The organism is Acinetobacter sp. WC-323 (assembly GCF_000314615.1).
In the GTDB taxonomy this organism is placed as follows: domain Bacteria; phylum Pseudomonadota; class Gammaproteobacteria; order Pseudomonadales; family Moraxellaceae; genus Acinetobacter; species Acinetobacter courvalinii.
Window position 1 is genome coordinate 83,125 of the sequence record NZ_AMZS01000056.1, and the last position, 24,942, is coordinate 108,066.

Sequence of the window (24,942 nt, forward strand, 5' to 3'; positions counted from 1 at the left end):
GATGCACCATGAGTCGTGCTATATCGCATATTGATACCTTTCAGGGCTTGATTCTTGCCCTACAAAACTATTGGGCGGAGCAAGGCTGCGTCGTATTACAACCATATGATATGGAAATGGGCGCAGGGACATTCCACACTGCAACCTTCTTACGTGCTTTAGGGCCAGAAACCTGGAACGCGGCTTATGTTCAACCGTCACGTCGTCCGAAAGACGGTCGTTATGGCGAAAACCCGAACCGTTTACAACACTACTATCAGTTCCAGGTGGTGCTGAAGCCAAACCCGGACAATATCCAGCAGCTTTACCTTGATTCATTAAAAGCAATCGGGATTGACACGCTGACACACGACATCCGTTTCGTGGAAGATAACTGGGAATCTCCAACACTTGGCGCTTGGGGCTTGGGTTGGGAAGTCTGGTTAAATGGTATGGAAGTGACTCAGTTCACTTACTTCCAGCAAGTTGGTGGTATCGAATGTTACCCAGTCACAGGTGAGATCACTTACGGCTTAGAGCGTCTGGCGATGTACCTGCAAGGTGTGGATTCTGTTTACGATCTGGTCTGGACCAAAGGTCAATTCGGTACAGTGACCTATGGTGATGTATTCCATCAAAACGAAGTTGAGCAATCGACCTATAACTTCGAATACGCACCTGTCGATAAAATGTTTGAATTATTCGACTTCTATGAATCGGAAGCGTCTCGTTTAATCGAAGCTGAACTGCCACTTCCTGCCTACGAACAGGTGATCAAAGCATCACACTGCTTTAACTTACTCGATGCACGTGGTGCGATTTCCGTGACTGAACGTCAACGTTATATTTTACGTGTTCGTACCTTGGCGCGTTCAATTGCACAAAGTTATGTGGCTGCCCGTGCCAAACTTGGTTTCCCGATGGCAGAACCGCATTTACGTGACGAAGTATTGGCTCAGCTCAAAGCACAAGTTGAAGCCGAAGTCGCCCAAGCTGAAAAAGCGAAGGAGAATAAATAATGACCAAGCATACAGTTTTATTCGAACTTGGCTGTGAAGAACTTCCACCAAAAAGCTTAAAAACCTTACGTGATGCACTCAAAGCAGAAACTGAAAAAGGCTTAAAAGATGCGGGCTTAAACTTCGCTGCTATCGAAGCGTATGCTGCGCCACGTCGTTTAGCATTAAAAATTGTTGATATCGATGCTGCTCAGGCAGATACACAAAAACGTTTTGATGGCCCTGCAGTACAAGCGGCATATGATGCTGAAGGCAAACCAACCAAAGCGCTTGAAGGCTTTATGCGTGGTCAAGGCATTACCGTTGACCAGCTTTCGACTTTTCAGGCAGGTAAAGTTGAAAAAGTGTGCTTCCTGAAAGATGTCAAAGGTCAAAGCCTAGACGTTTTACTGCCGCAAATTTTACAGACTGCACTGGACAACTTGCCAATTGCAAAACGTATGCGTTCAGCGGCAAGCCGTACTGAATTCGTGCGTCCAGTCAAATGGGTCGTGTTACTAAAAGATGCTCAAGTGATTGATGCAACCATTCAAGATCATAAAACAGGTAATGTAACTTATGGTCACCGTTTCCATGCACCTGAAGCTGTGACTTTGGCGCATGCGAATGACTACTTGGCAACGTTAGAAAAAGCGTATGTGGTTGCTGATTTTGAAAAGCGTCAATCCACGATTCAAGCCCAAGTGAAGACCTTGGCAGATGAAGTCAATGCCACTGCAATTGTGCCAGCAGACTTGCTTGATGAAGTGACTAGCTTGGTTGAATGGCCTGTGGCTTTACGTGCGACTTTCGAAGAACGCTATTTGGCGGTCCCGCAAGAAGCCTTGATTACCACCATGCAGGATAACCAGAAATATTTCTGCTTAATCAATGCCGAAGGTAAATTACAGCCTTACTTCATTACCGTTTCAAATATTGAGTCTAAAGATCCGGCTCAAATTATTGAAGGGAATGAAAAAGTGGTTCGCCCTCGTTTGTCCGATGCGGAGTTCTTCTTCTTACAAGACCAGAAGCAACCACTTGCGTCTCGTAAAGAGAAACTGGCCAACATGGTGTTCCAGGCACAGTTGGGTACGCTTTGGAATAAATCTGAACGTATTGCCAAACTGGCGGTGGCATTGTCGCCAATTACCGGTGCAAATGCAGTCGATGCAGAAAAAGCAGCGTTATTGGCTAAATGCGACTTAACCTCTGAGCTCGTGGGTGAATTCCCGGAACTTCAAGGGATTGCAGGCACGTACTATGCGCGTCTTGAAGGTGAGAATCATGAAGTTGCTGAAGCTTTAGGTGAGCAATATTTACCTAAGTTTGCAGGCGATGTATTACCACAAACCAAGACAGGTACAACCATTGCCCTTGCGGACCGTTTAGATACATTGGTCGGTATTTTCGGGATTGGTCAGGCACCAACAGGTTCGAAAGACCCATTTGCATTACGTCGTTCTGCAATCGGTATCTTGCGTTTAATCATTGAAAATGAATTAGACATTACCATTGAAGAATTGGTGAACTTTGCCTTGCAAGGTTATGGCGACATCATCAAAGATCATGATAAGACCCGTACCGATGCAGTTGCTTTCCTTGAAGGTCGTTACCGTGCCAAGTATGAAGACCAAGGTGTTGCGGTTGATGTGATTCAAGCGGTTCAAGCACTTGCACCAAAATCGCCACTTGATTTTGACAAGCGTGTGACTGCAGTCAATCATTTCCGCACCTTGCCAGAAGCGGCTGCATTGGCTGCGGCAAATAAACGTGTTGCCAATATTCTTGCTAAAGAAGCAACGCCTGAAGGTGCTGTGGTTGAAGCGAATCTGGTAGAAGCGGCTGAAAAAGCACTTTATGCAGAACTTCAGGCATTGACACCTGTGGTTCAGCCATTGCTTGCTGCACGTAACTATACAGAAGCATTGTCTAAGCTTGCTGCCCTTCGTGCACCAATCGATGCCTTCTTTGAAGGTGTAATGGTGATGGCAGATGATGCTGAATTGAAAGCCAACCGTTTACGTTTATTGGCTCAGTTGCGTGATTTATTCACAGCGATTGCAGATGTAAGTGTATTACAGGGTTAAGTATTTATAATCCTTGAGCTTTCAAATAAACCCCACTATATATATAGTGGGGTTTATTTTATCAGGTAATCATCAGCCAAATTTTAATTCAAATTGCCATTCTGTGATTCATCTGAATTATATTACTGATACTTAGCGTTGGCATTCAGCCGCCTCTCGGCTTGAACGATTTGCTAGGTGACTGGACATTGTACTTGTTAAAGTGCGAGTTAAGATTTTTGAAGGAAGTATTTTGCCTTTTGTTGACCACCAACAATTAATTTAAAAATAAGAGAATTACCTTCAAAATTAAATGATACAGACAAGTTTTCGTCACTTTCTGTAAACAAAATCTCTTGACGGGAGCTAGCTTTTTCTAAAGCATGAGGCCAACTAAAAGTAAGAATATTCGGAAGCCCCATACTTAAATGCAGCTCTAAATTTTTACCTGCCACACCAATTAAACCATATATTTGGCTAAGACTAGAGATTCCTTTAGTATTTATAACGAAGTTATATCCATGCTTTCTAAGCTCTAGCTCAAACTCGCCCTCAACCGTTTTATAGATACCAGTCATTTTATTTAGAAAATCTATTATTGGATATCTCGTTATCATTTTCAGAAGCCTAACTAAAAAATTAACAGGCAATGGCCCACAACAAAATTATAATTTGTAAGATTGCCAAAATTATTAAAAAATTGCCCCTTAATCGGCTGGGGCGTTATCCCTCTTGAGCACGAAGTTGGGCAGGTATAGCAAACCGACAGATACCCAGTCATGTATCTGATTCGAGCATTTGTGCAAGAGCTTCAAATCGCTTTTGAAAAAGCGTGTGGGAAGATGCTCTAACTCTATGAATATAACTCGTTAGCCCTACCTTAGCCTTGGCCAGTGACAGAAAAGAAGCATCCTGAATACTAAGATCAACGAATGTCTCTTTGGTCGAATCGTTAACACCGCAGTAGAATGCAATGCTAGATACGGCTAAAAAGGCAACGTCTACGTCTTGATCTCCCGCAAGCTCAAGCATCAAATATTTAGCGAGCTCTCCATGCTGAGGACAAAGTATCGAAACCAAACAGGCACGCCACGCTGCGTTTCGACTTGAGCAGAGAGCCTCAAGTTCAGGCCATGCTAGCTCAGGAAGTGCAGCCAACATTTCTTCGGCTTTCTCTGCTCCCCCACCATCAGCCCAATCCATAGAATCAGAATCTGACCTCTGCAATAAGGCATCTAATTTCACAACTAATGTGTGCATGACACAATATCCTGTGAAGCCCAACTAAGCTTATGCGGCAGAAGCGACACATAAGATCCCAACCTCGGCTTCATAACATACCTATTGTGATTAAAAATAGAACGGGGAAATATTGATTTTGCTGAATTAAAACTATCATGGGGAAAACAAGGCGTCAACGATCATAAAATGTCAGATTAATATCCCAATCTTCTTGATTTGATGAAGTAGCAAATACGATCAAAACATATGTGCTATCAAACTAAACAGACATAATTTTTACGCACTGTATCAATTTCATATCATCCCCACTCTTTTCTTCAACTCAACGATAAGATATAAAATCTCGATTGCGATACGATCGCCGAAAGGACAGAAAAGATGATGAATAAAGTACAACTCTTATGTTTAACCACTGCACTTACGGCCTCGTCTTCTCTCTGGGCAGCGGATACCACAAATCACACCGCAACAGTATCAAATGCCGAAGCTGAAAAAGCCATGCCATATGGTGACAACCCAAGCATCGGTCGTGTATTGCTGTATAAAACAGGCAAAGGCATGCAGAACCTGGGCAACTCAATTCAGGGTGCATCTGAAAACACCTCTCAAAAAATGAGTGAAAAATGGCAAAGTACCAAACAATATAGCGCTGAACAATCCGAGATCGTGCAAGAACAAACCCAGAAAGCCAAGCAATATACCGCTAAAAAATGGCAGGACACCAAAGATGCGGTGGTCGGAACCAACGAAGGCAATGTGCCGATTGAGCGTGCCGGACTCAGTCAGCCCTCATCGAATTAATCCAAAAACCTCTAGCTTAAACTAGAGGTTTTTTTTGACTTGATCAGGCAGAAACGGGGTCAGTTTGTGGTTCGACCTGACGATCAATCAGATACTCATTTAAATTAAAATGACTGAGTTGCTGGCGCATCTTAAACGTCGTCCATGGCCATACGGTACTATTGCGTCCATTACGATCAATGAAATAGCTCTGACAGCCGCCTTTATTCCAGACCGTGGTTTTTAAGGCTGCTTGTACACGCTGATTAAACTGGGCCATGCGCACAGGATCAACTTCAATGGTTTGAATATTTTGCTGAATCGCCTGTTTGAGTGCATCGATAATATAGGCCAGCTGCGCTTCAATGATAATAAATGCCGAAGAACTCACTGCAATATTCGGCCCAAACATCAAGAAGCCATTCGGACAATCCGCCACCATGGTTCCCATATAACCTTCCGGACTCCCCTGCCAGACTTCTGACATGCTTAGACCATGACGGTTAAACACTCGTTGGGCAATCGGCGGTTCAGCCACTTCAAAACCCGTCCCGAGAATAATCACATCTGCTTCGACGCAATGACCATCACTGGTAAATAATTGATTGTCTTTAACTTCACTGAGAGCAGCAGCCACCACTTCAACATTCGGTTGTGCCAAAGCAGGATACCATTCATTAGACTGGAGAATCCGCTTGCAACCAATCACATAATTCGGCGTGACTTTACCACGTAATTTAGGATCTTTAATTCCCTGTTTAATATGAAATTCAGCAATACGCTGTACTTGTCGCATCGCTACATTACTTTGTAAGCCGCCATTTAAACTCTCAAAAATACCATATACCGAACCACGCATCAGCGATTGGGTAACAGGGAGATATTTAAAAACTGTCTGGAGCGGAGCAGGTAAAGGCATATCCGACTTCGGTAAAACCCAGTGCGGTGTGCGCTGAAATACAGTCAGTTGCTTTACCAAAGATTGAATCTGGGGAATAAACTGGATCGCTGATGCACCCGTGCCAACAACGGCTACGCGTTTCCCGGTTAAATCCAGATCATGGCGCCAACGCGAAGAATGGAAGATCTCGCCTTTAAAGTCTTTTAATCCTTTGACATCCGGTATCACAGGCTCATGCATTGGGCCACACGCCATAATCGCAAATTGTGAATGTAATTCGCCTTGATTAGTATTAATGATCCAGCACTGTTTAGCGTCTGACCAGGTTGCGTTTAAGGCTTCATGATTGAAGTGAACATGCGGCATGACCTGATATTTCAGTGCAGTATTTTGCAAATATTGTTTGATTTCAGCCTGTCCTGCGAACACCCTACTCCACGCAGGATTCGGTTCAAAAGAATAGGAATACAAGGCAGAAGGCACATCACAGGCACAACCGGGATAGGTATTTTCACGCCATACGCCACCCAGCTCATCCGCTTTCTCAAGCAAGATAAAATCATGGATGCCAGCTTCTTTCAGTTTGATTGCAGCCCCTAATCCTGCAAAACCGCCACCAATGACGATGACCCGATGAAATGCTACAGCTTTCGACTTCGTATTCATGACCTCTTGTTCCCTGTACTTAAAGCCCAAAACACTATGGCATTAAGCTCTAAAACGGTCATTATCAAGACAGGCCGTTTATAGCGTTATTTTTGACAGAATTTGCCAAATCATGCTGCTGTTGGATTCATTCAAAAAAATAAGCTTAAAATTTACAGTGTTATCTCAAAACATGCATTGAATTTCACGACCCTAGACCACACACTGAAGTGATTAATTCACAGGACCGGAATTTTGCCCATGCTGCATCGCCCCTTCAAGATCATGTTAGTCTCAGTGCTGAGCGGAATGAGTTTCACCGCCTGTTCAACCTTACAGAACCAGAGCCCAGCCACTCCCCAAGTATTAGAACAGATTAAAAATATTGCTGCTTCTCCAACAACAGAAGGCAATATTGCAAAACTGATGAAACAAGATAAAAATTGCATTATTGAATTCACCGGCTACTTTGACGGCGGACAAGCCATAGAGCACTGGACGTTCAATCACTCTGGATTAATTTCAGCGAGTTCATCGACCCAACATACCACCCGCGCCTCTGCAAACACCTCCACAGCATTTGATATTGAAGATCCTGCAGTGCAGGCAAATTTCAAGAAACTGCAAAGTAATTTTAGGGCCAGCACACTGGCGCAATGCAATTGAGGCCATAAAAAACTCGTTGCTGCTATCTCTAGCTGCAACGAGTTATGGCTTTTAAACTATTTTCTGGATCAGTCTTGAGCTTCTAAACCCAGCTTAATTCGCATTGAGACCACTGGTGGCCGCAAGTAAATCAATACGCGGGAAGATCAAACCGGTACGTTTATCACGAATCGGCTTACCTGTTGCTTTCAAGCGGTTCACGGTCTGGTCTATCGTCTCGGATGGGCTGACATCATTGGCACGTAATAAGGCAATCGCGCCTGCAACATGCGGGGCCGCCTGTGAAGTACCGCCTTGAGTTTCACCGCCTGCAGTAATCATGGCACCCGGTGCCAGCAAGGTCACCAGTGAACCGCCATTACTAAAGCAGGTCACCTGATCGGCTGCAGTAGTCGGATCTGAACACTTCACCGGATTTCCCCAGGAAACACCCCCAATATTGCTGTCATAAACAGCGCCTACCCGTACAGCGCCCGCAACACAGGCCGGTGAGGAAATACCATCGGCAAAGCCATCATTACCTGACGCGACTACAGGCACAACACCTGCAGCACGTGCATTGGCAAAGGCAGTGCTATAACTGCTGTTGCTACATTCAGAGGTATATTTCACCCCTGGCACCCCTAAACTCAGGTTAACCGCTTTAATGTTATAGGTCTGGGCATTGTTCACGGTCCAGTTTAAGGCCGCCAGAATATCACTGTCATAGGCAGTACTGCCCCACTGACCGTTGACACGAATTTTACGGAAGGTATCGATCCCTATAATTTTGGTTTGAGGTGCAACTTTGGCAATAATACCTGACACATTACTGCCATGCCCATCATCATCCAGACTGTTATCATCCGGGGCACTATCAAAGGCATATACCACCCGACAACTCGATGCCGGGGTATTTACCGCAGTACAGCCAAAATCGGCATGCTTATAATTCACGCCCGTGTCGATCACTACCACGCTGGTTCCCTCTCCGCTAAAGCCATTTGTAACCGCTTGCGGTTGGTTAATTAAAGGGAGGCTTTCCATGGTGGTGGTTACATTTTTACGGTTTGGATACACCCCTTTAACGCTCGGATCATTTAACACTTGTGCCAAGGTTTCGCGGTTTTGAATCCGGTACAAGCCCAAAGGCAGGCCATTAAACTCACGTAAGGTTTGAAAGCCTGCGGCTTTGTTGTATTTACTTTTGAACTGATTTTTACCCACTGCAATCAGGCTACGTTTTTCTCGCCCAAAAGTGGTGCTGCTTGCACTGTTATCATATTCGATCAATAAATCATTTGAATCATTATCGATCAGGGCTTCAATATTAATTTTACCCTGCTGTACTTTATTTAATGCCGCAGAACTCAGGCGTTGTTTGAGTTGGACTGCATTCAGTGTTGCAGCTGAGGTAGTGGTAGTTAGAAAAGCGGATAAGCTTAATAGTAATAAAATTTTATTGTTCACTGTGGATCTCCATCGTTCTTGGATAAAGAACTTTTGAGTTTTTGGTTTTCTTGGATAAAGAAATCCAGCGTATTTAAAGTTTTTTAATTTCATTCGCTGGGTCGGTTTCCGGATCAATCGGTTGTATCGAAGGATCACTTTTGGTGTCATAAAATTGAACATCTTTTTGTGTTGTATTTAATTGATTCAACATATCGGATGTAGTGTGTGTTGCTGTTTTGGCCTCCTCTGGTTTTAAAATGCTTGAACTGCTGCCTGAGTGCTCAGGACGCATCTGGTAAACTGCGGTATCGTCTGAGGCATTGCTCGGCGTTGCGGGTTCAAAATAGAACACCACCACGCCAAGTGCGATCAGGACAAATAAAAATGCGGCAATCTGTTTCATTTATATTCTCCAGTGCTTGAGTTACTGGTCATTACCTGGTTGTCAGTTGTTTTTCTATAAATAATGCGAATACAATTTAAAAATTCACTTTAAATTTCACATATACATTTCAAGTCAAAACGATTAAAAATTTCATGGGACCTAAAGCCCTTAAATTTTTTAACTCGATTTCATTCTTCAAAATGAAGAATGAGGTGGAATCGAAAATGGGTACTAAAACTTTAAATGACTCAAAAAAGTACAACTACGATTTCACCTATTTATACCAAGCAATAAAAATGCCATGATTTTGATTATTTTTAAACCGGTTTAATCCTATTTAAATATTCTAAATTTTCATATTTGGTTCGATAAAATATAACTCGAAATGATTAAAAACCGTTTTGCCCTAAAAATATAAAAATGTTGATTTACAGGATTTTATATTAATCAAAAAACATCACTTTTCACGTGCTTATTATGATAACCAGTCTTCATAATTTCTCACCAAAGTGTGTTTGAGCTGTAATCTGGATGTAATTTTTGATGAAAATCACACATTTTTGCTTTTTTGCTCGCTATGATGCAGTTGCGTTAATGAAGTACCGCTTTACGGTACATCGCTTAAGGAAATCGCAATGAAAAAAATGATCAAAACAGCTATCGTGACAACAACTATCCTTGCTTCTGCCTCTGTTTTTGCACAGAGCGCTGAAGTCAATGCGAATGGCTCAGCTCAAGTCAATGTAAAGTCTGGTGGCTTGCTTAAGGGTGTGACTGGCGCAGTAAAAAATACTGCTCAAGGCGTTGGTCACGTGGCACAAGGCGTAGGTCATACAGCACACAATGTCGGTCACGCTGCTGTCAATACAGGCGTAAGCGCAACTCAAAAAACCGTTGGAACAGCAACTCATATCGGTTCAACTGTCGTGAACAAAACCGGTGAAGCCGTTAAAAACACCAAAGACTATGCAGTAGAGAAAACTGTTGATGGGAAAGAGTTTGCAGCGGAGACCACTGCAAATGTCAAAAAACGTATTGAAGACAAAAAGGCATCTAACCAACCTAAATCATTAAATTTAGGTGCTCAAACCAATGCACAAGCACAGGTAAACGGTAAAACTACCGGTGTAAATGCCCAAACCGGCTTGAATGCAGATAAGAAAGGCCTGCAAACAGGTGCCAATGTCGGTGTTAAGGTGCTAGGCGTCAATGCCAATGTGAATACCAACGCTAAAATTGGTGCAAACTAATCCTTTAAGTCCGTTCTAAAAAAAAGCCCTTTGCAATGCAAAGGGCTTTTTTATGGCAAAGAATTAATTAAATAATTGCAGCTTGGTCTGCTCATCCACATTATTTTCAACAAAATGCGTGAAACCTTGTTCATCACAGCTTAAGCTCAGTTGCTTATAACTGATGCTACAAAACTCGGCATAACGTTTAAACACCAGCGGCGACTGATCCAAGGCCAAAGCCTCACCGACTTTGACCAGCTTGTGAATACCACGATCATTCATGGTCAATAAATAAGTTTCATTATTCAGCTCGAGTTGCACCAATGTGGTGTCCGCAACTTTTAACGGAACAAGATAATTCAGATTGGCTGCAAGCGTCTCAGCGCTATAACTTTCCAGTTTTAAACTTACCAGATTAAAGACCAGACAGCTCTGTTGAGCCGTTATGAGCGTTGGCTTCGAATGACCAGCCTGTTGTACGAAATGCGGCTGAATCCCCAACTTATGCAGGTTCTGCTCGCTGGCATGTTTCAGCTTAAATAACTGTTGTACCAGCTTCTGCTTGATGACCGCATCAAAATAGCGTTCATCCAGCTCAAACTCATTGTTTTCTAAAATCTTCAGTAAGGCTTGATGATGTGTTGCCAATAAGGCATCCAGCACATGACGATAATAGAATTTACTTTGCTTTTTAACTTCACGTACACGCTTGTAGAAATAAGTAATTTCAAAAGGTTTTTCGACAAAATCATTCAGCAATTGCGAGCTTGCCAGCACCGAAAGTGCTTCATGGCCAGTAAATGGTAAATGAATGACATGCATCTTCGGCAATAAAGGCTGAATTTTTAAAAAATGCTCTTTATCTTCGGCAAAATAAGGGTCGTAAACAATAATGTATTCACGCGATGCATCGACTTCATCGGCCTGAATCTGCATGTCTTGATGAATGCTGGCATCAAAAAACTCGGCATAACGGCGATCTTGAACCACATCGGGATCGATCGAATACTGTGGGACAAAAGCCACCACTTTTTGCATATTCAACAAGTTGGAATATTTAATTGCAGCATAGCCCCCCATGGAGCCGCCATAGCCGACAATCTGTTTAAACTGTTGCAAAATTGGCAGAATCTGTTGCTGCATTTGCAGCATGCTGCTTTTAGGAAACCATGATTTTTGTTTTGGCATAATGCCAAGGACGTTGTATTGATATTTTATTAATGATTTTTCAGCATTAATGGACATTCCTTTGGCGCGACTAATCAAATCGCCGAACGAAACCACTAAAGTGTCACTTGAACCTTTTAAAAAAATAACGCGAATATGTTCATCTTCAAATACGATTTGCTTATCCATGCTCACACTGAGAAATTGATCCAGGGTCTGTAGCAAAAAGTCACCAAATGATGGCTTTGCCAAACCATAATTGCGGAGTATCTTATTTTATAGAGATAAGACAGATTAAAAAGCGCAAAAGATGACACAATCCTTACACCCTGCCGCTCAAAAAGGCTTTAGTTTAGGTGCCGAACTGTACCAGCAGGTTCGCCCCAGTTACCCGCAAGATATTGCGGTTTGGCTGCAAGATCGCCTCCAGATAGGTGAAAATTCCACTGTTATTGACCTTGGTGCCGGGACTGGCAAATTCTTACCCTACCTGTTGCAAAGCAAGGCAAAAGTGATTGCGGTCGAGCCTGTCGCTGAAATGTTACAACAGCTTCAGCACAACCATCCACAGGTGAAATGTATACAGGCATCCAGTGATCATTTGCCACTGGCAGATGCATCGATTGATGCGATTCTATGTGCCCAATCGTTCCACTGGTTTGCCAATCTTGAAACCTTGAGGGAAATGCATCGGGTATTAACGCCGTCGGGACATTTAGGGCTGATCTGGAATCAACGCGATACTACGGTGGACTGGGTCAACGCATTGGCGGAGGAAATTGCTCCGCTAGAAGGAGATACTCCACGTTATCACAGTGAGCAATGGAAACAGGTATTTGAACAGCAGCAATTGTTTAACTTTGTTGAATTACAAACCTTCCAGCAGAAACATCACGGTACGGTTGAGCAAGTGGTGAGTAAGCGTTTATTGTCGACCAGTTTTATTGCCGCCATGCCGGTCGCAGAACAGCAACAGTTAAAAGCAAAGTTCGAACAAATCGTATTTGATTTTACCGGTCTAACTGCGCAAGATCAGATTGATTTCCCTTATACCACCTTTGCATATCATTTTCAGAAAATTGCAAACTAAATATTTGTCGAGTTGATCCATGCCGAGTATGAAAACCACCTTTGCCCTGAGCTGTATGCTCAGTTCAGCCCTGCTCTTGAGCGCCTGTAATAAAGATAAAGAACCGACAGCCAAACAGGAGCAGCAAAGCAGTTCGGCCCACGATGAGATTGGTCAATTAAAGCAGTTGCCGATCAAACAGTTCCCTGCAACCGCAGATGATGGCCATGATATTGCCATACTGGATGACTATGACCGCCGCTTTACCGATATGAGCGATAGCATGGAAATGGAATTGGCCAAGATGAAAGAAGCCAATACCTTAACCCCAGAATTTGAACAGCAACGCCAAAAGGACAATGTTAAATCTGCGCTGTCGATGCTGAAAGATCTGGAACTAAAAACCGAGCAAGGCCGTTATATTCAAGGCTTACTCTATGATTATTGGGAACAGCAGGCAAAAATCTTGGACCAGACGGGTACTGCTAAAACGGAGACTCGCCAGCCGGTCGATCAGCTCAATGAATATCTACATGCTCAAAGCCAGTTACATCACTGGAGAAGTACTCAGTCCGCTGAAACAAAAGCACAGGAAGAATAATTGACAAACATAAAAAAAGAGGGATTTCGCGCCCTCTTTTTTATTTAAATACAGCATCAAGTTAAATATTCTGTTTCTCAATCCACTGGATCGAGTTGACACGGAACAGTTCACAGGCCCCATCACCGACACCACCTGGAGTGAGCGATGATTTCCACACCAGATCTTTATCACGAATCTCGACCAGTTCACCTTTTAACTGCACCAGATCACCACGTTTCACTTGTTTAATCTGCTTGGCAATCTCGGGATTGGCAGGAATAATGTGCATATTCGATACCATTTTGATGGCCTGATCGGGTGGGACCGGTAAGGTTTTCATTTTCCAGTTCAGGTAACGGTCATATTGTTGAACATCAATGGTTCGTGCAATCTCGGGATTCGCAAACAGTCCCAAACTGACCGCATAATCTATCGGAGAAAATTTGGCTTGCTCATCATCATGATAGAGTTTTGAACCGAGAATCCGGAAGTTGCCATCAAACGGCTTGAGTACCGAAATCGACTGATATTTCACAACGGGCGCTAAACCATTGGCAATATTGTATTCTTCCCCACTGGTCGATGCATGTGTCTGCCCAATTGCAACAACCATGCATAAACTCATCAACAGACGTTTTTTCATGGCTCAATCATCCTCAACATAACGAAAAACTTAGAAAAGCACGTCTCTTCATAGTATGCTTAGATGGTGAAAAAAAGTGCTTTTTTTAGTAACAATCAAACTCACTTTGGTCATATTTTTGTGGTGCAGTGCCCCCCCGCTTATTTTGAATCAATGAATGGATTTGTATGATTTACCAATTTTACCAACGCCGTATATTCCCTCACTTACTGAATCAGGTCATGCAAACCGCCAGCCTGATGGATCGACGTCGTGAATTATTGCTCCCGATCGAAGGCGAGGTCCTCGAGATTGGTTTTGGTACAGGTCTGAATATTCCCTTCTATGGCAATGTCGATACGCTTTATGCCCTGGAGCCAAATCCGGACATTTATCTGCTTGCGGTTGAACGGGTTCAACAAGCGCCATTCTTTATCAAGCATATCCAATCCAGTGCAGAGAAACTGCCTTTTGCAACAGCATCTCTGGATCATGTGGTCTCAACCTGGACCTTGTGCAGTATTGCCCAGCTTGATCAGGCACTGGCAGAAATCTATCGCGTGCTCAAGCCGACAGGGACCTTTCATCTGGTCGAACATGTCAAACATCCAGACTCTGCGAAGATACAGTCCTTGCAAACTTTACTCACCCCGATCCAGAAACGTATTGCAGATGGTTGCCACCTCAATCGCGATATGGAGCGGCACCTGTTACAAGCCAAATTTAAACTGATCGAAAAACAATATTTTGATGCGGAAGGCATTCCGGCCATTGCCCAAAAGATGCTGTTCGCCCGGGCACAGAAATTACAGATCCCGCATTAATCTTCAAAATCGATTCTTAAGGTCTCAAAACGGATCCGGCCTTCGCGAACCGCTTGGGCAATGGCCTGCTGCCCTTTGCTTAAGCGTGCCCCACCGCTTTTGATGTCGAGCAAGATCACTTCGATATCTTCGGCCGTTCCATCGCCATCACGGAAATCGGTATAGCCATCAAACACTACATAATCGACCGGATCACCGAGGAATTTGGCATCACTGGGCAGATACTGGAATTCAGGCAAGATCGGTGCAAACTGTTCCGCCATTTTTCCCTTCAGCACCGCCCGGCTGGTATTGACACTGCGCTTCTGTGCATCCTGCAAGGCCTGTTTATGTTCCAGTTCCAGCTCGGCAATATACTTTTCATATTCGGCCTGTACCCGACCATTGCGGGTGCTGGACAAAATAATGGTGGTGATGACGACGCCAATACAGCCACCGATCAACATTGCGAGCCAAACCGACATAAAACCTTCCTTTTTCTGAATATCGCTATTTAACTGCAACATTAAACTTTTGTCATGTGTAACACACTCGCGCTAAAAAGATGCTAAGGTATGGTTGAATACGAGAGCCAAGTTAAATAAATCTAATTTCATGAAAACCATATTAATCGCAAATCAAAAAGGTGGCTGTGGCAAGACCATGACGGCGATCACGCTCGCTGCCGCACTCTCACAAAAAGGTTATAAAGTCGCGCTGGCCGATGCAGATAACCAGAAATCTTCTTTACAATGGTTAAAGCAGCGCCCGGCGTCGGTGACTGGCATTCAGAGTCTGGATTGGCGACATGAAAAATCGATTGGTGAAGCACCAAAAAATCTGGACTATTTAATTATTGATGCGCCTGGTGCGCTGTCAGGTGAACATGCGGAGCAACTCGTCAGCGAAGCGCATGCCATCGTGACGCCGCTGCAACCTTCGTTCTTTGACATTGATAGTACCCGCCGTTTCCTCAAGCATTTGCAGGACATTAAACGCATTCGTAAAGGCAAAGTACAAATCCTGCTGATTGCCAATCGGGTCAAACCGAACAGTTCCAGTTCTAAAGATATTCAGGACTTCTTTAACAAGATTGAACAGGAACCTGTGGCCTGGATTTCAGAGCGGAGTGCCTACGGCACATTAGCCATGCAGGGTCTCAGTATTTTTGATAAAACCCAGAAAAACTTTGTCAGTATCCAGAGCCAGTGGCAACCGATATTAAACCAGTTAGTCGACGATCCCAGTGAATGGTTTTAAAAAATGCGCTGGTTCCATCTCATAAAGATGAAACCAGTGAAAAGCTAAGTACTCGATATCGCTCGATTTAGCCGACTTTGATATTTATTCAGGCGTGATGAACGGTGCAGGATTTTCACTCGGCCCGTCTTTTTCAGCACTTTCATCTTTCAGATTATGCTTCATTTCGTCACGATCCAGATTTTCAACTGCTTTACGAATATTTTCATTACCATGACTTCCCTCAGGGTTTTGCGAAGTCGCGTTCTGGTCTAAGCTCTGTTGCAATTGCTCGGTATCTGTGAGCCCTTCAATCTCTTGATAGCTGGCTTTATCGTTATTGAATAGGTTCGCAACGTTGTCATTGGGCTGGGAAACATCGTTAGGATTCGTTTTTGCTTGATTCTGCGATTCTGCTTTTTCAGGTGATTGATTGTGATTATTTGAATAAGCCATCGAACTACTCCTTAAAATTTATTTATGGATGCGTGATGGATTTAATCTAACAATACGCTTTGTAACTCGTTGCCGACTCCTGTATTAAACTCGATAGTAAATGTTGCCAGCGTGAGTTCATGTATTTTGTGCTGAATATTATTTCCTGTTTTTTACATATTTCATCATCGAACGCGCTGACCTTTTAAATTTTATGCTGTTGCTGGCGCAAAATATTTAAAGCTGAAATTACCGAATGAAATTTTACTGTGCAGATTTTTCAGTTAATATGATTTTATTCGCATTTTACTTTTAGAGACGGACGCTTGTGCAACAATACGCTCCCATATTACAACGCGTTTTGCTATTTGGACTGTTCTTTGTCCTGCTCTTTTTGGGATTCAGTATTCTCAAATACTTTATTGTCCCTGTGCTTTGGGCGGCCATTATTGCGTATATGACCTGGCCTGTTTATTTATGGGTACAGCGTCGTTTCTTTGGTGAAAACCGTCCTACCCTAAATGCCACGCTGATGATTACGCTGGTGATTTTAGTGATCGGAATTCCTTTCATTTTTGCAATCTTCATGTTGCAACTGGAAGGACGCAATTTATATTTTAATTTACAACGTCAACTATTCTCGGGTCATATCCAGATTCCGGACTTTATCAGGAACCTGCCCATCATTGGTAAGGATATCAGCCGTACCGTAAATGAACTCAGCAATGATCCGAACAGCATTACCAAGAATATTGCGGAATGGATTCAAAGCCACTTGAGTTATGGACGTTTTGTCCTGAGTGAAATTAGCCGTAATCTGGTCAAACTGACCTTTGCCATCATGACCCTGTTCTTCTTTTATCGTGACGGGCAAATGATTCTGGCTCAGGTGAGTCGTGCTCTGGAAATGGTAATTGGCCCACGTGTGCATCATTATCTGGATACTATTTCGGAAACCACCCGCGCGGTAGTCTATGGCGTTGGCTTAACCGCAGTGGCACAAGCCCTGCTGGCAGGTCTGAGCTATTTTGTCGCGGGTGTACCGAATCCAATGCTACTCACCATGGTGACTTTTATCCTCGCGCTGATTCCTTTTGGCACACCGGTTTCCTATCTGGGTGTTGGCCTATGGCTCTTTGCGCAAGGCCAAACCATGGAAGCGATTGGGGTGGTGCTGTGGGGCGTGCTGATTGTCAGCAGTTCGGATAATGTGATTCGACCGTTGGTAATTTCAGGTGCAACCCGGATTCCGTTTATTCTGATCATGTTTGGGGTACTGGGTGGTATTGCCAGCTTTGGTTTGGTCGGTCTATTCATTGGTCCTGTGATTCTGGCGATTCTATTGGCGATCTGGCGTGAATGGCTGCATGAAAATGTGGATGAACCGGTTGCAACACTGGATGCTCCATCTAAAACCAAATAGGTTTATTTTGTTTAATTTTTTGTCACCAATTGATTAACTTGCTTGCGGGATATCCCAGACTTTGTTTGAATCGTCAAATAAAGATAATTTATAAGGATATCTTCGCAATGACTTTAACGATTCAAAAACTCTCTTTACTGGGCTGTCTGGGCCTGAGTATTGCTGCCTGTTCTTCTGCTGATTTAGATCACAATGCTTCAAAAATCCAGACCCAATCAACCACGCAAGAACAAAAACAACTGGTACAGGTCTATCAGGTCGATGCCAAAGGTGTAGGATCTTCTATTGGTACAGTGGCTTTTCAGGAAACGCCAAAAGGCTTGCTCATCACCCCTGCGCTCGGCAAGCTTTCGCCGGGTGAACATGGTTTCCATATTCATGAAAATGGCTCATGTGAAGCTGCAATGAAAGATGGCAAAATGGGTGCAGCGCTTGCAGCAGGCAGTCATTTGAATCCGAATCAGGCCCCTCATCACGGTACCCCGGAAAATGGTCATTTGGGTGATTTACCGGTTCTGGTTGTAGATGCAAAAGGCTTTGCCACCCAACCTGTGATTGCACCACGTTTAAAACTGGCTGACATTCAGGGTCGGGCCATCATGGTGCATGTCGGTGGCGATAATTATTCTGACTCACCAAAACCTTTAGGCGGTGGCGGAGACCGTATTGCCTGTGGCGTGATTAAATAGTTTAGATACTGTGGGTATCTAAAAAGATATCCACAGTTTTGCTGCTGTTTTGAGCAGCATAAAAAAAGCTGAGACATTGATCTCAGCTTTTTGATTAGTTGAGGCCTTCTGCTTTTCGCTCCAGCATCACCTGTTTTAACACCTTGCGCGGTTGTGCAAACCAGAACCCAATCAGCACCACACTCGCCAGTGCAAAAGCCCAGATATGCACATGGGTATACAGTACCCGCACCAGTTCAATGATGACAAAATAACTCACCATCATCAGCATTGAGACCGACGCAGCGACCGTCCCTTTTGATACTTCAGAAGACATCAAGGCAAAACGGTACATCACTGAGAAACTGATCCCCTCGCCTAAACTGACCAAGGTCATACCAATCAATAAGCATGGCACCAGATAAATGGGCCAGATCACCCCCAGCACCAAGAATAGCGTTCCCAGTAACATGATCGGCAAGCCCATTAAAATGGTTTTACCTAAAGGGAAACGGTCAATAATCTTGATCAGAATCACATTACCGATAATCAGGCCAAAGAACACCGGGAACTGGGCCAGGCCATATTGCACACTGCTGAGCTTTAACTCATCTACCAGAATGATCGGTGACAAGGCGATCCACAGCATTAACGGCATACCAACCAGAGGTAAAGCAATGCTTAAACCAAGAAAACGGCGATTGCTAAACACTTTTTTAAAGTCATCAAAGATATAGCTAAATGGCTGTTTCGGCTGTTTGCGACTTTCCTGTGTGGCAGGCATAAATTTCTTTAAACCAAACCAGCTCATGAAAGACACCGCCGCGATGGCGACAAAGCCCCAATGCCATGACACATAATCAATCAGGAAAGCACCCAGTACCGGCCCGAGTAAAGGAGCAAGCAAAGAGATATTGGCCATGAGTGCCATGACCTTGATGGCATCACGCTCTGCAAAGCTTTCCTGAATCGCAGCATAACCCACTGCTGAAATCACCGATAAACCCATGCCTTGCAGGAAACGTAGCGTTAAAAACTGCTCGATATTATGCGTCAGCAAAATCAGTAAACAGCAGATCGTAAAAAAAGCTACACCTGCCAGTAATACTTTTTTTCGTCCCAGCCGGTCTGAAAGCGGGCCAAGTAACCATGCCACACTGGCCCCACCCAACAGGTAGAACGACATGGATGAAGGCGCCCAGGTTGCACTTACGGCAAACTGTTCGGTAATGGCCAGCATGGCTGGCTGAATCAGGTCATTACCGATATAAACCGAAAATTCAAATAGCACTAAAGCTAAAGGAAACATGAGCGTTATACGGTTTAACGTCATGTTCTGATTATTCGTCATCATGTTTTATTCACAAAAATAACCAACTAGCGCCCGTCCCATTTTCAAAAAAAGAAAACAGGATCACGACCACGAGATTTTATGGTTTAGAATTAAATTTTGATTTCATGCCCTAAAAAAGCATGTGATAAATGTGAAAACACCGTATTCACTAGGTGTATATAAGAAAAACAATCTATTTACGTGAGACTGGTAAATGTTTTACCTTTTGGCACAATCGCCAGGCGCAACTTTAGCACTTTTTTAAAATGACAGCAATTTGAATCCATCTTCCACAGCGATTGTGACAATGTGAATAACCTGAAAGTTATCCACATTTTTGAATAGATTTTAGGCTGGACAATAGAGTCCCGATCATTATGGGCATAACTCAAACTGGAAAGTTTCGGTATTTTCGCCTCTGGCACATTGGTAACTTTGCTTCTTATTCACAATTTTCCAGACGTCCTGATCGCGCTTTAACTGATATTCGGTACGCACCGCCACCACAGAATCATCTAGTTGCGCCTGTTCCACCGTAATCTGTGCATCGCTTGGATTCTCTGCCCTATTAAACTGCTGATCTATCTTGAGATTATTATCATCGTGAAATAAATTCGGCTGTTCCAGTAATACCGCATGCATGGCCGTACTTTTTTGAACTGCCGCCTGCTGTTGCGATTCGGTAATCGGTTGATTACATGCGCTGAGGAATAAAGCACATCCCAATATCATTGCAGTTTTATACATTTTGCCCTCTGCACTTCATGTTGCTCATTTATGCTACTATACAAAACTGCATGGTCAGGCAACAAAATGTTATAACGTGCTAGAGATTTGTTGGATTCAACAATCTGCTTATAAATAAACAAATAAATCGAAGATACTGTTTTTACGACCTTCATATCACAACAATTTAGGCATGCAGAGATGTCAGATTTTACTAAAAAATTAACGATTATTTTAATCCTAGGGAGTACGGCCTTCGGTTGCTCGAAAAAAGAAGAAGGCCCTGCCAGTGATGCAGCTGTCGCGACGGAAAGTGTTGCACTCGATAGCAAAGCGGTACAACAAAATGCCGCGAAAAATCCAGAACAACTGGTGAGTCAGCAACAAAATGCCTTGGAGCAGAACCGTCAACTGGTTAAAAGTGCCCAACTTCAGTTTGAAGTCAAAGACGTATTAAAAACCACATCGGCACTGGAACAGCAGTTATCGCAATACCAAGGTTATATCGAAGAGAAACAGATTAATTATCAAGTCAGTGACCGATCTGAACGGGATCGTATCGATGGCAGTGTCGATATTTATGAAAAAATCACCCCCACGGTACAACTCACGGTCCGTATCCCCAATCAACAGGTTACGCCTTTCCTGAATCAGTTATTACCCTTGATGTTGAACTTTAATAGCCAAAGCTATGAAGCCAAACGTTATGAATTAAAACTGCTTGAAGAAAAACTGAATACCGCCAACCAAAGTAACAGTGCATCAAATGCGGTCAACAACCAGTTGCAGCAACTGACCAATCTGGAAGTCAAAGACCGTTTGGCCTATAGCACCATCCGACTGGAGTTTTTCCAGCAAGCGCAAGTCCGCAAGACCCGTGATCTCAATATCAATCGCATTGCAACCTTAGACAGCGATCCTTTACTCAGCCGAATCTGGGAAGCGATTAAAGTCGGGCTCTATGGCTTAAGAGAGACGATCATCTGGCTCGTGATGTTATGGCCCTTGTATCTCGCGATTGCAATTTTATGGGGTATTCGCCGTTGCTATAAGGCAAAAAAGTCAAAAGCTGAATAGTTTAATTATTGACTTTTGATCAATAGTATTTTGCTCATTTATGCATTTTTACTCATGAATAGATTTTCTAAAATACGCTCAGTTTTTAGTATCTATTTTTGAGTAATCCCATGAGCAATATTTTAATTATTAACGGCGCGAAAAAGTTCGAACACTCCAATGGTGAATTGAATGACACCCTGACCGAGATGTCTCAAGCACATTTAGCCAGCTTAGGTCATCAGGTACAGGTGACGCGTACCGACAGTGACTATGACATTCAGGCCGAAATTGCCAAATATTTATGGGCAGATGTGGTGATTTACCAAATGCCAGGCTGGTGGATGGGTGCACCGTGGACCATGAAAAAATATATTGATGATATTTTTACTATTGGTCATGGCTCACTCTATGCCAGTGACGGTCGCAGCCGTTCAGATGCCTCTAAAAAATATGGTTCAGGTGGCTTAATCCAAGGTAAAAAATACATGTTGTCTTTAACTTGGAATGCACCGATGGAAGCCTTCACCGATCCAGACCAATTCTTCCACGGTGTAGGTGTGGATGGTGTTTATCTACCGTTCCACAAAGCCAATCAATTCCTGGGTATGGAAGCACTGCCAACATTTATTGTCAATGATGTGATCAAGGCACCGAATGTACCAAGCTATATCGAAGCGTACAAAGCACATTTAGATCAATTATTTGCAGCACATTAAGCGAGAACAGATCATGCTAATTATTATTGCTGAAATCCGTACCCATGCAGGCGCAGAGCATCGTCAAGCGGTATTAGATGCATTTAAAAAAGTGACGCCAACCGTACTGGCAGAAGATGGCTGTCATGGTTATGAAGCCTTGATTGATCACTTGCCTGCGATTGAGATGCAGGCCACTGATGAGAATACCATTGTCATGTTAGAGAAATGGCAAAGTACTGCTCATCTGGAAGCTCACATGCAAACTACCCATATGCAGCAACATTTTGAAGCAACCAAAGACCATGTGGCTGATGTGAATATTCGTATTCTGGAAAGCGGTATCTAGATTACAAGCGATCAGTAAGGTAGGCTTACTGATCGAGCCCTTAGCAGCATAGACATAGAGAACACTCTTAGACAATAGTTTCCATAGTAACGCTTACTCAAAACTTCAAATATCTTGAAAAAACTATCGTCCCAGATGAAGGAGACCGAAGGAATTAAAAAAGATAAGCAGTATGAGCTTTAGAATATAAAAGGCTAATTTAAAACAATATTTTTACTTTTTATATTATAGATAAAAGTAGTAGTAAATTTATTGGAGTCGATACCTACTCCTATATCACTATTATCCTTAATAAAAAAACTAGATATATCTGAATAGGCAACCCTTTTTTTATTCTCAATTAGACTTTGCAGTGTCATATCTGCACAGTAGTCAGGGAGAGGTTTTTTGACAGAAAGACAAGGTAAAATAAAACTATTTATCTTCTTCAATACATCATACTGAGAAATTTTTTTATCTTTAAGATATTCTGAAAGATTCAGCTCCTTTTTATTGGAGAGGCTCAATGTGTAATACTTGTTAAAGTATCTTTCTGTTGAATTACTGATATTATAGTTAATTGAAAAACTTAATATTTCCTCATTCTGAAATAAATTTTCAAAACTAATTTCTGTAGGGTATCCCTCATCTTCTCTATCAAAATTAGTTGTAATAAATTTAAAAATAGAATTGTTAATCTCTTTAAATTGACTTCCTTTTATTGATGGATACGAACCAGTTAATTGAGGATTATGGTTTGGAATAATATCATTACTCATTAAGTAGTTATTTGTTTTTGCATATCCTATAGTTATGTATGAAAAACACATAAATATCAAACTGAATACTTTAAATTTCATGTTGCTTTCCAAAAAATAGTATGACCTGCTGTTACTTTAGCAGTTAGTGATTTTCTAACGTTGCTACCCGTATTGTATTCAAAATTACCAGTCTTCCAGTTTATATTATCCTTAAAAACTTTTGCAGGAATTTCATAAAAAGTACTACTATATTTAACTCGGCCTTTAGGATATTCCTTCAATGAGCCAGCTAAGAATTCATCATATATTACTTTAGGGATTGTGATTTTATTATATTCTCTAAATTTAGCATGCGGCTTATTTGTATTATCTTTATATTTATATGGACTTTCTAATCCCCATGCTAAGAAATCTGTTCCATCCCAATGCGTTGCACCATCTGTAGGATCCTCCTCTCCTAAACAAACTTTTAAAACACCCTTACGAGCAAGTCCATATTTAGGGTCTTCTGCTTTTCCATTGTTTGGTTTATCTGGTAAAGGAGTCTTTGTTCCTGTTGGCATAGTGGAATAGCCCGACATCAATAATGAATGTAAATCCTTTTTTATTTGTTTTGCATAATTGTTCGCAGTGAAAGCAATATATATACATTCTATGGTTGCTGTTCCTGATTCATGTGAAACAACCCTTGAGCATTCTTGGAATTTTTTATGAGTAATATTTGCATATTGAGGAGAGATAAAATCACTATCTGATTTCTTTCCATTACAGCCATATACATTTTCAGGATTACCTATCCCATTGGAAATTCTTCCTTCATATAATCCAGTATCTATATTGTAGTAATAACCATTCAAAAGCTCATTTTTGCTATCCGTTAAATTGTTATTGAAATTTTTTTGAGAGCTAATAGGTTGAAAAAGAGAGAAAGATGAACCTAGACTAGAACTGTGACTATCTCCAATAACATGAGATTGTTTCGGCAGAATTTTAGCACCACAAGTAAGCTGATCACCAACATAAGCAACAGCTTTTCCATCAAGAATAATATGATCATGACTTTTAATAATCTTTGACCAACTTTTACATTTAGGGCAGAAATGACTATCACCAGCCACTAAAAATAAATTTCCCATTTGGGATGTTCTTGATTGAGTTGCAGGGATAATACCACCATGATTTGTCATCGAGTTATGAATTGCAAATCCTACAGCCATGATTGTCTCCTAAGAAATTAGTCATGACTAAGAAAACCTTGAGGGATTTCTCGATCAGCATACAAACGATACTCGAAAACAGATTGTAGGCTTTCAATGATTTCATCACCATTTTCTAAACGACTACCAACAAGTGCAATATCATATCCTTCAATCGAACCTGCTTCCCCGGCACCCGATATAATTTTAGAGGTTGTCCCATCCTCATAAATGGCTTCATCACCAACAACAGCAATTAGATGTCCTTGTGCTTTAATGTTTTGGTTAATCGTCGCTCTGACTAACCCACCATTTTTTGTTTTAGAACCATGTGTCGCAGCAAAAAATTTCTTATGCTTTTGCTTATTCATAAACTCTTGTTCAGCAGCAATACGTTCTTGGATTTCCTCTACGGACAAATTGAATGCCTCATTTTGAGATAAATATTTTTTAGGATTCACTTATATATCCTCATTCTTATTTAATTGAACAATTAATATTAAATAC

At 42.3% G+C, this 24,942-nt stretch carries 27 protein-coding genes and 1 pseudogene; 14 read left to right on the forward strand and 14 right to left on the reverse strand.

All coding sequences use genetic code 11. From position 1 onward, the window contains the following. Nucleotides 1-8 precede the first annotated feature (8 nt). Both glyQ and glyS read left to right on the forward strand, forming a co-directional pair. Nucleotides 9-998, forward strand: a complete 990-nt coding sequence (glyQ, locus tag ACINWC323_RS05990) for a glycine--tRNA ligase subunit alpha (RefSeq protein WP_009513915.1) — start codon at nucleotides 9-11, stop codon at nucleotides 996-998. Then, nucleotides 998-3,067 (forward strand): glycine--tRNA ligase subunit beta, encoded by a 2,070-nt coding sequence (glyS, locus tag ACINWC323_RS05985; protein ID WP_009513878.1) that lies wholly within the window; start codon nucleotides 998-1,000, stop codon nucleotides 3,065-3,067. The genes glyQ and glyS overlap by 1 nt, the downstream gene beginning before the upstream one ends. Nucleotides 3,068-3,276: 209 nt before the next feature. Here glyS and ACINWC323_RS05980 read toward each other — a convergent pair whose 3' ends face one another. Continuing rightward, nucleotides 3,277-3,624 (reverse strand): hypothetical protein, encoded by a 348-nt coding sequence (locus tag ACINWC323_RS05980; protein WP_009513938.1) that lies wholly within the window; start codon nucleotides 3,622-3,624, stop codon nucleotides 3,277-3,279. Nucleotides 3,625-3,823: 199 nt separating this feature from the next. Continuing rightward, nucleotides 3,824-4,306: a hypothetical protein gene (locus ACINWC323_RS0119255; RefSeq protein WP_032881617.1), complete on the reverse strand. Its 483-nt coding sequence runs from the start codon at nucleotides 4,304-4,306 to the stop codon at nucleotides 3,824-3,826. Between the two features lie 360 nt (nucleotides 4,307-4,666). On the opposite strand from ACINWC323_RS0119255, the gene ACINWC323_RS05975 reads away from it, so the two are divergent. Then, on the forward strand, nucleotides 4,667-5,089 hold the full coding sequence (locus ACINWC323_RS05975) for a hypothetical protein (RefSeq protein ID WP_009513818.1): 423 nt from the start codon (nucleotides 4,667-4,669) through the stop codon (nucleotides 5,087-5,089). A gap of 43 nt (nucleotides 5,090-5,132) precedes the next feature. Here ACINWC323_RS05975 and ACINWC323_RS05970 read toward each other — a convergent pair whose 3' ends face one another. Next, on the reverse strand, nucleotides 5,133-6,635 hold the full coding sequence (locus ACINWC323_RS05970) for a flavin-containing monooxygenase (RefSeq protein ID WP_009513984.1): 1,503 nt from the start codon (nucleotides 6,633-6,635) through the stop codon (nucleotides 5,133-5,135). Nucleotides 6,636-6,875: 240 nt separating this feature from the next. Here ACINWC323_RS05970 and ACINWC323_RS05965 point away from each other — a divergent pair, with 240 nt between their 5' ends. Then, the gene (locus ACINWC323_RS05965) at nucleotides 6,876-7,280 is read left to right on the forward strand and encodes a hypothetical protein (RefSeq protein ID WP_032881618.1); all 405 of its coding nucleotides are present in this window, start codon (nucleotides 6,876-6,878) and stop codon (nucleotides 7,278-7,280) included. A gap of 93 nt (nucleotides 7,281-7,373) precedes the next feature. Here the strand turns inward: ACINWC323_RS05965 and ACINWC323_RS05960 are convergent, their stop codons facing one another. Continuing rightward, complete coding sequence (locus ACINWC323_RS05960; RefSeq protein WP_009513795.1) at nucleotides 7,374-8,729, reverse strand: S8 family serine peptidase; 1,356 nt, start codon at nucleotides 8,727-8,729, stop codon at nucleotides 7,374-7,376. Nucleotides 8,730-8,802: 73 nt separating this feature from the next. Then, complete coding sequence (locus ACINWC323_RS05955) at nucleotides 8,803-9,114, reverse strand: hypothetical protein (RefSeq protein WP_009513801.1); 312 nt, start codon at nucleotides 9,112-9,114, stop codon at nucleotides 8,803-8,805. Between the two features lie 617 nt (nucleotides 9,115-9,731). Here ACINWC323_RS05955 and ACINWC323_RS05950 point away from each other — a divergent pair. Then, complete coding sequence (locus ACINWC323_RS05950) at nucleotides 9,732-10,346, forward strand: hypothetical protein (RefSeq protein WP_009513866.1); 615 nt, start codon at nucleotides 9,732-9,734, stop codon at nucleotides 10,344-10,346. A gap of 63 nt (nucleotides 10,347-10,409) precedes the next feature. Here the strand turns inward: ACINWC323_RS05950 and ACINWC323_RS05945 are convergent, their stop codons facing one another. Continuing rightward, nucleotides 10,410-11,684 (reverse strand): hypothetical protein, encoded by a 1,275-nt coding sequence (locus tag ACINWC323_RS05945; RefSeq protein ID WP_032881619.1) that lies wholly within the window; start codon nucleotides 11,682-11,684, stop codon nucleotides 10,410-10,412. A gap of 121 nt (nucleotides 11,685-11,805) precedes the next feature. Here ACINWC323_RS05945 and ACINWC323_RS05940 point away from each other — a divergent pair, with 121 nt between their 5' ends. Next, complete coding sequence (locus ACINWC323_RS05940) at nucleotides 11,806-12,585, forward strand: class I SAM-dependent methyltransferase (protein WP_009513845.1); 780 nt, start codon at nucleotides 11,806-11,808, stop codon at nucleotides 12,583-12,585. A 19-nt stretch (nucleotides 12,586-12,604) separates the two neighbouring features. Continuing rightward, nucleotides 12,605-13,165 carry a hypothetical protein gene (locus ACINWC323_RS05935; protein ID WP_032881620.1) on the forward strand — a complete coding sequence of 187 codons (561 nt, stop codon included), beginning with the start codon at nucleotides 12,605-12,607 and terminating at the stop codon, nucleotides 13,163-13,165. 61 nt (nucleotides 13,166-13,226) lie between these two features. Here the strand turns inward: ACINWC323_RS05935 and ACINWC323_RS05930 are convergent, their stop codons facing one another. Next, nucleotides 13,227-13,790 (reverse strand): hypothetical protein, encoded by a 564-nt coding sequence (locus ACINWC323_RS05930; protein WP_009513834.1) that lies wholly within the window; start codon nucleotides 13,788-13,790, stop codon nucleotides 13,227-13,229. A gap of 167 nt (nucleotides 13,791-13,957) precedes the next feature. Here ACINWC323_RS05930 and ACINWC323_RS05925 point away from each other — a divergent pair, with 167 nt between their 5' ends. Then, complete coding sequence (locus ACINWC323_RS05925) at nucleotides 13,958-14,593, forward strand: class I SAM-dependent methyltransferase (RefSeq protein WP_005282845.1); 636 nt, start codon at nucleotides 13,958-13,960, stop codon at nucleotides 14,591-14,593. Here ACINWC323_RS05925 and ACINWC323_RS05920 read toward each other — a convergent pair. After that, entirely contained in the window at nucleotides 14,590-15,057 is a 468-nt protein-coding gene (locus ACINWC323_RS05920; RefSeq protein ID WP_032881625.1) for a Holliday junction resolvase-like protein, read from the reverse strand. The genes ACINWC323_RS05925 and ACINWC323_RS05920 overlap by 4 nt on opposite strands. A gap of 130 nt (nucleotides 15,058-15,187) precedes the next feature. On the opposite strand from ACINWC323_RS05920, the gene ACINWC323_RS05915 reads away from it, so the two are divergent. Further along, nucleotides 15,188-15,832 carry a ParA family protein gene (locus ACINWC323_RS05915; protein ID WP_009513809.1) on the forward strand — a complete coding sequence of 215 codons (645 nt, stop codon included), beginning with the start codon at nucleotides 15,188-15,190 and terminating at the stop codon, nucleotides 15,830-15,832. 84 nt (nucleotides 15,833-15,916) lie between these two features. Here the strand turns inward: ACINWC323_RS05915 and ACINWC323_RS05910 are convergent, their stop codons facing one another. Beyond that, a complete protein-coding gene (locus tag ACINWC323_RS05910; RefSeq protein WP_009513820.1) occupies nucleotides 15,917-16,267 on the reverse strand; it encodes a hypothetical protein in 351 nt (116 codons plus the stop codon). Nucleotides 16,268-16,574: 307 nt separating this feature from the next. On the opposite strand from ACINWC323_RS05910, the gene ACINWC323_RS05905 reads away from it, so the two are divergent. Together ACINWC323_RS05905 and sodC are read left to right on the forward strand one after the other, a co-directional pair. Then, on the forward strand, nucleotides 16,575-17,669 hold the full coding sequence (locus tag ACINWC323_RS05905) for an AI-2E family transporter (protein ID WP_009513911.1): 1,095 nt from the start codon (nucleotides 16,575-16,577) through the stop codon (nucleotides 17,667-17,669). Nucleotides 17,670-17,776: 107 nt separating this feature from the next. Then, nucleotides 17,777-18,358, forward strand: a complete 582-nt coding sequence (gene sodC, locus ACINWC323_RS05900; RefSeq protein ID WP_009513920.1) for a superoxide dismutase family protein — start codon at nucleotides 17,777-17,779, stop codon at nucleotides 18,356-18,358. A gap of 94 nt (nucleotides 18,359-18,452) precedes the next feature. Here sodC and craA read toward each other — a convergent pair whose 3' ends face one another. Beyond that, on the reverse strand, nucleotides 18,453-19,688 hold the full coding sequence (gene craA / locus ACINWC323_RS05895; protein ID WP_502322127.1) for a chloramphenicol efflux MFS transporter CraA: 1,236 nt from the start codon (nucleotides 19,686-19,688) through the stop codon (nucleotides 18,453-18,455). Between the two features lie 357 nt (nucleotides 19,689-20,045). After that, the gene (locus ACINWC323_RS05890; RefSeq protein ID WP_009513847.1) at nucleotides 20,046-20,417 is read right to left on the reverse strand and encodes a hypothetical protein; all 372 of its coding nucleotides are present in this window, start codon (nucleotides 20,415-20,417) and stop codon (nucleotides 20,046-20,048) included. A gap of 180 nt (nucleotides 20,418-20,597) precedes the next feature. On the opposite strand from ACINWC323_RS05890, the gene ACINWC323_RS05885 reads away from it, so the two are divergent. From ACINWC323_RS05885 to ACINWC323_RS05875, 3 genes are all read left to right on the forward strand, one after another. Continuing rightward, nucleotides 20,598-21,473, forward strand: coding sequence for a DUF4349 domain-containing protein (locus ACINWC323_RS05885; RefSeq protein ID WP_009513961.1), 876 nt, complete (start codon nucleotides 20,598-20,600; stop codon nucleotides 21,471-21,473). A 110-nt stretch (nucleotides 21,474-21,583) separates the two neighbouring features. Further along, the gene (locus tag ACINWC323_RS05880) at nucleotides 21,584-22,171 is read left to right on the forward strand and encodes an NAD(P)H-dependent oxidoreductase (RefSeq protein WP_009513821.1); all 588 of its coding nucleotides are present in this window, start codon (nucleotides 21,584-21,586) and stop codon (nucleotides 22,169-22,171) included. 13 nt (nucleotides 22,172-22,184) lie between these two features. Further along, nucleotides 22,185-22,499 (forward strand): putative quinol monooxygenase, encoded by a 315-nt coding sequence (locus tag ACINWC323_RS05875; RefSeq protein ID WP_009513975.1) that lies wholly within the window; start codon nucleotides 22,185-22,187, stop codon nucleotides 22,497-22,499. A gap of 194 nt (nucleotides 22,500-22,693) precedes the next feature. Here ACINWC323_RS05875 and ACINWC323_RS05870 read toward each other — a convergent pair whose 3' ends face one another. The 3 genes and pseudogenes from ACINWC323_RS05870 to ACINWC323_RS05865 all read right to left on the reverse strand — a co-directional run bounded on the left by ACINWC323_RS05870 (nucleotide 22,694) and on the right by ACINWC323_RS05865 (nucleotide 24,896). Then, nucleotides 22,694-23,338 carry a hypothetical protein gene (locus ACINWC323_RS05870; RefSeq protein WP_009513902.1) on the reverse strand — a complete coding sequence of 215 codons (645 nt, stop codon included), beginning with the start codon at nucleotides 23,336-23,338 and terminating at the stop codon, nucleotides 22,694-22,696. An 851-nt stretch (nucleotides 23,339-24,189) separates the two neighbouring features. Next, nucleotides 24,190-24,456: pseudogene (locus ACINWC323_RS0119260) on the reverse strand (PAAR domain-containing protein); the annotation flags it as partial. 17 nt (nucleotides 24,457-24,473) lie between these two features. After that, entirely contained in the window at nucleotides 24,474-24,896 is a 423-nt protein-coding gene (locus tag ACINWC323_RS05865) for a PAAR domain-containing protein (protein ID WP_009513851.1), read from the reverse strand. Nucleotides 24,897-24,942 lie beyond the last annotated feature (46 nt).

Coding starts and splice junctions, on each gene's coding strand:
- ACINWC323_RS05915 (WP_009513809.1), top strand. CDS start 15,188: ATGAAAACCATATTAATCGCAAATCAAAAAGGTGGCTGTGGCAAGACC.
- ACINWC323_RS05930 (WP_009513834.1), bottom strand. CDS start 13,790: ATGAAAAAACGTCTGTTGATGAGTTTATGCATGGTTGTTGCAATTGGG.
- ACINWC323_RS05870 (WP_009513902.1), bottom strand. CDS start 23,338: ATGAAATTTAAAGTATTCAGTTTGATATTTATGTGTTTTTCATACATA.
- ACINWC323_RS05920 (WP_032881625.1), bottom strand. CDS start 15,057: ATGTCGGTTTGGCTCGCAATGTTGATCGGTGGCTGTATTGGCGTCGTC.
- ACINWC323_RS05890 (WP_009513847.1), bottom strand. CDS start 20,417: ATGTATAAAACTGCAATGATATTGGGATGTGCTTTATTCCTCAGCGCA.
- ACINWC323_RS05925 (WP_005282845.1), top strand. CDS start 13,958: ATGATTTACCAATTTTACCAACGCCGTATATTCCCTCACTTACTGAAT.
- ACINWC323_RS05940 (WP_009513845.1), top strand. CDS start 11,806: ATGACACAATCCTTACACCCTGCCGCTCAAAAAGGCTTTAGTTTAGGT.
- ACINWC323_RS05945 (WP_032881619.1), bottom strand. CDS start 11,684: ATGGATAAGCAAATCGTATTTGAAGATGAACATATTCGCGTTATTTTT.
- ACINWC323_RS05910 (WP_009513820.1), bottom strand. CDS start 16,267: ATGGCTTATTCAAATAATCACAATCAATCACCTGAAAAAGCAGAATCG.
- glyQ (WP_009513915.1), top strand. CDS start 9: ATGAGTCGTGCTATATCGCATATTGATACCTTTCAGGGCTTGATTCTT.
- ACINWC323_RS0119255 (WP_032881617.1), bottom strand. CDS start 4,306: ATGCACACATTAGTTGTGAAATTAGATGCCTTATTGCAGAGGTCAGAT.
- ACINWC323_RS05885 (WP_009513961.1), top strand. CDS start 20,598: ATGTCAGATTTTACTAAAAAATTAACGATTATTTTAATCCTAGGGAGT.
- ACINWC323_RS05875 (WP_009513975.1), top strand. CDS start 22,185: ATGCTAATTATTATTGCTGAAATCCGTACCCATGCAGGCGCAGAGCAT.
- ACINWC323_RS05950 (WP_009513866.1), top strand. CDS start 9,732: ATGAAAAAAATGATCAAAACAGCTATCGTGACAACAACTATCCTTGCT.
- glyS (WP_009513878.1), top strand. CDS start 998: ATGACCAAGCATACAGTTTTATTCGAACTTGGCTGTGAAGAACTTCCA.
- ACINWC323_RS05975 (WP_009513818.1), top strand. CDS start 4,667: ATGATGAATAAAGTACAACTCTTATGTTTAACCACTGCACTTACGGCC.
- ACINWC323_RS05980 (WP_009513938.1), bottom strand. CDS start 3,624: ATGACTGGTATCTATAAAACGGTTGAGGGCGAGTTTGAGCTAGAGCTT.
- ACINWC323_RS05965 (WP_032881618.1), top strand. CDS start 6,876: ATGCTGCATCGCCCCTTCAAGATCATGTTAGTCTCAGTGCTGAGCGGA.
- ACINWC323_RS05970 (WP_009513984.1), bottom strand. CDS start 6,635: ATGAATACGAAGTCGAAAGCTGTAGCATTTCATCGGGTCATCGTCATT.
- ACINWC323_RS05880 (WP_009513821.1), top strand. CDS start 21,584: ATGAGCAATATTTTAATTATTAACGGCGCGAAAAAGTTCGAACACTCC.
- craA (WP_502322127.1), bottom strand. CDS start 19,688: ATGACGAATAATCAGAACATGACGTTAAACCGTATAACGCTCATGTTT.
- sodC (WP_009513920.1), top strand. CDS start 17,777: ATGACTTTAACGATTCAAAAACTCTCTTTACTGGGCTGTCTGGGCCTG.
- ACINWC323_RS05955 (WP_009513801.1), bottom strand. CDS start 9,114: ATGAAACAGATTGCCGCATTTTTATTTGTCCTGATCGCACTTGGCGTG.
- ACINWC323_RS05935 (WP_032881620.1), top strand. CDS start 12,605: ATGCCGAGTATGAAAACCACCTTTGCCCTGAGCTGTATGCTCAGTTCA.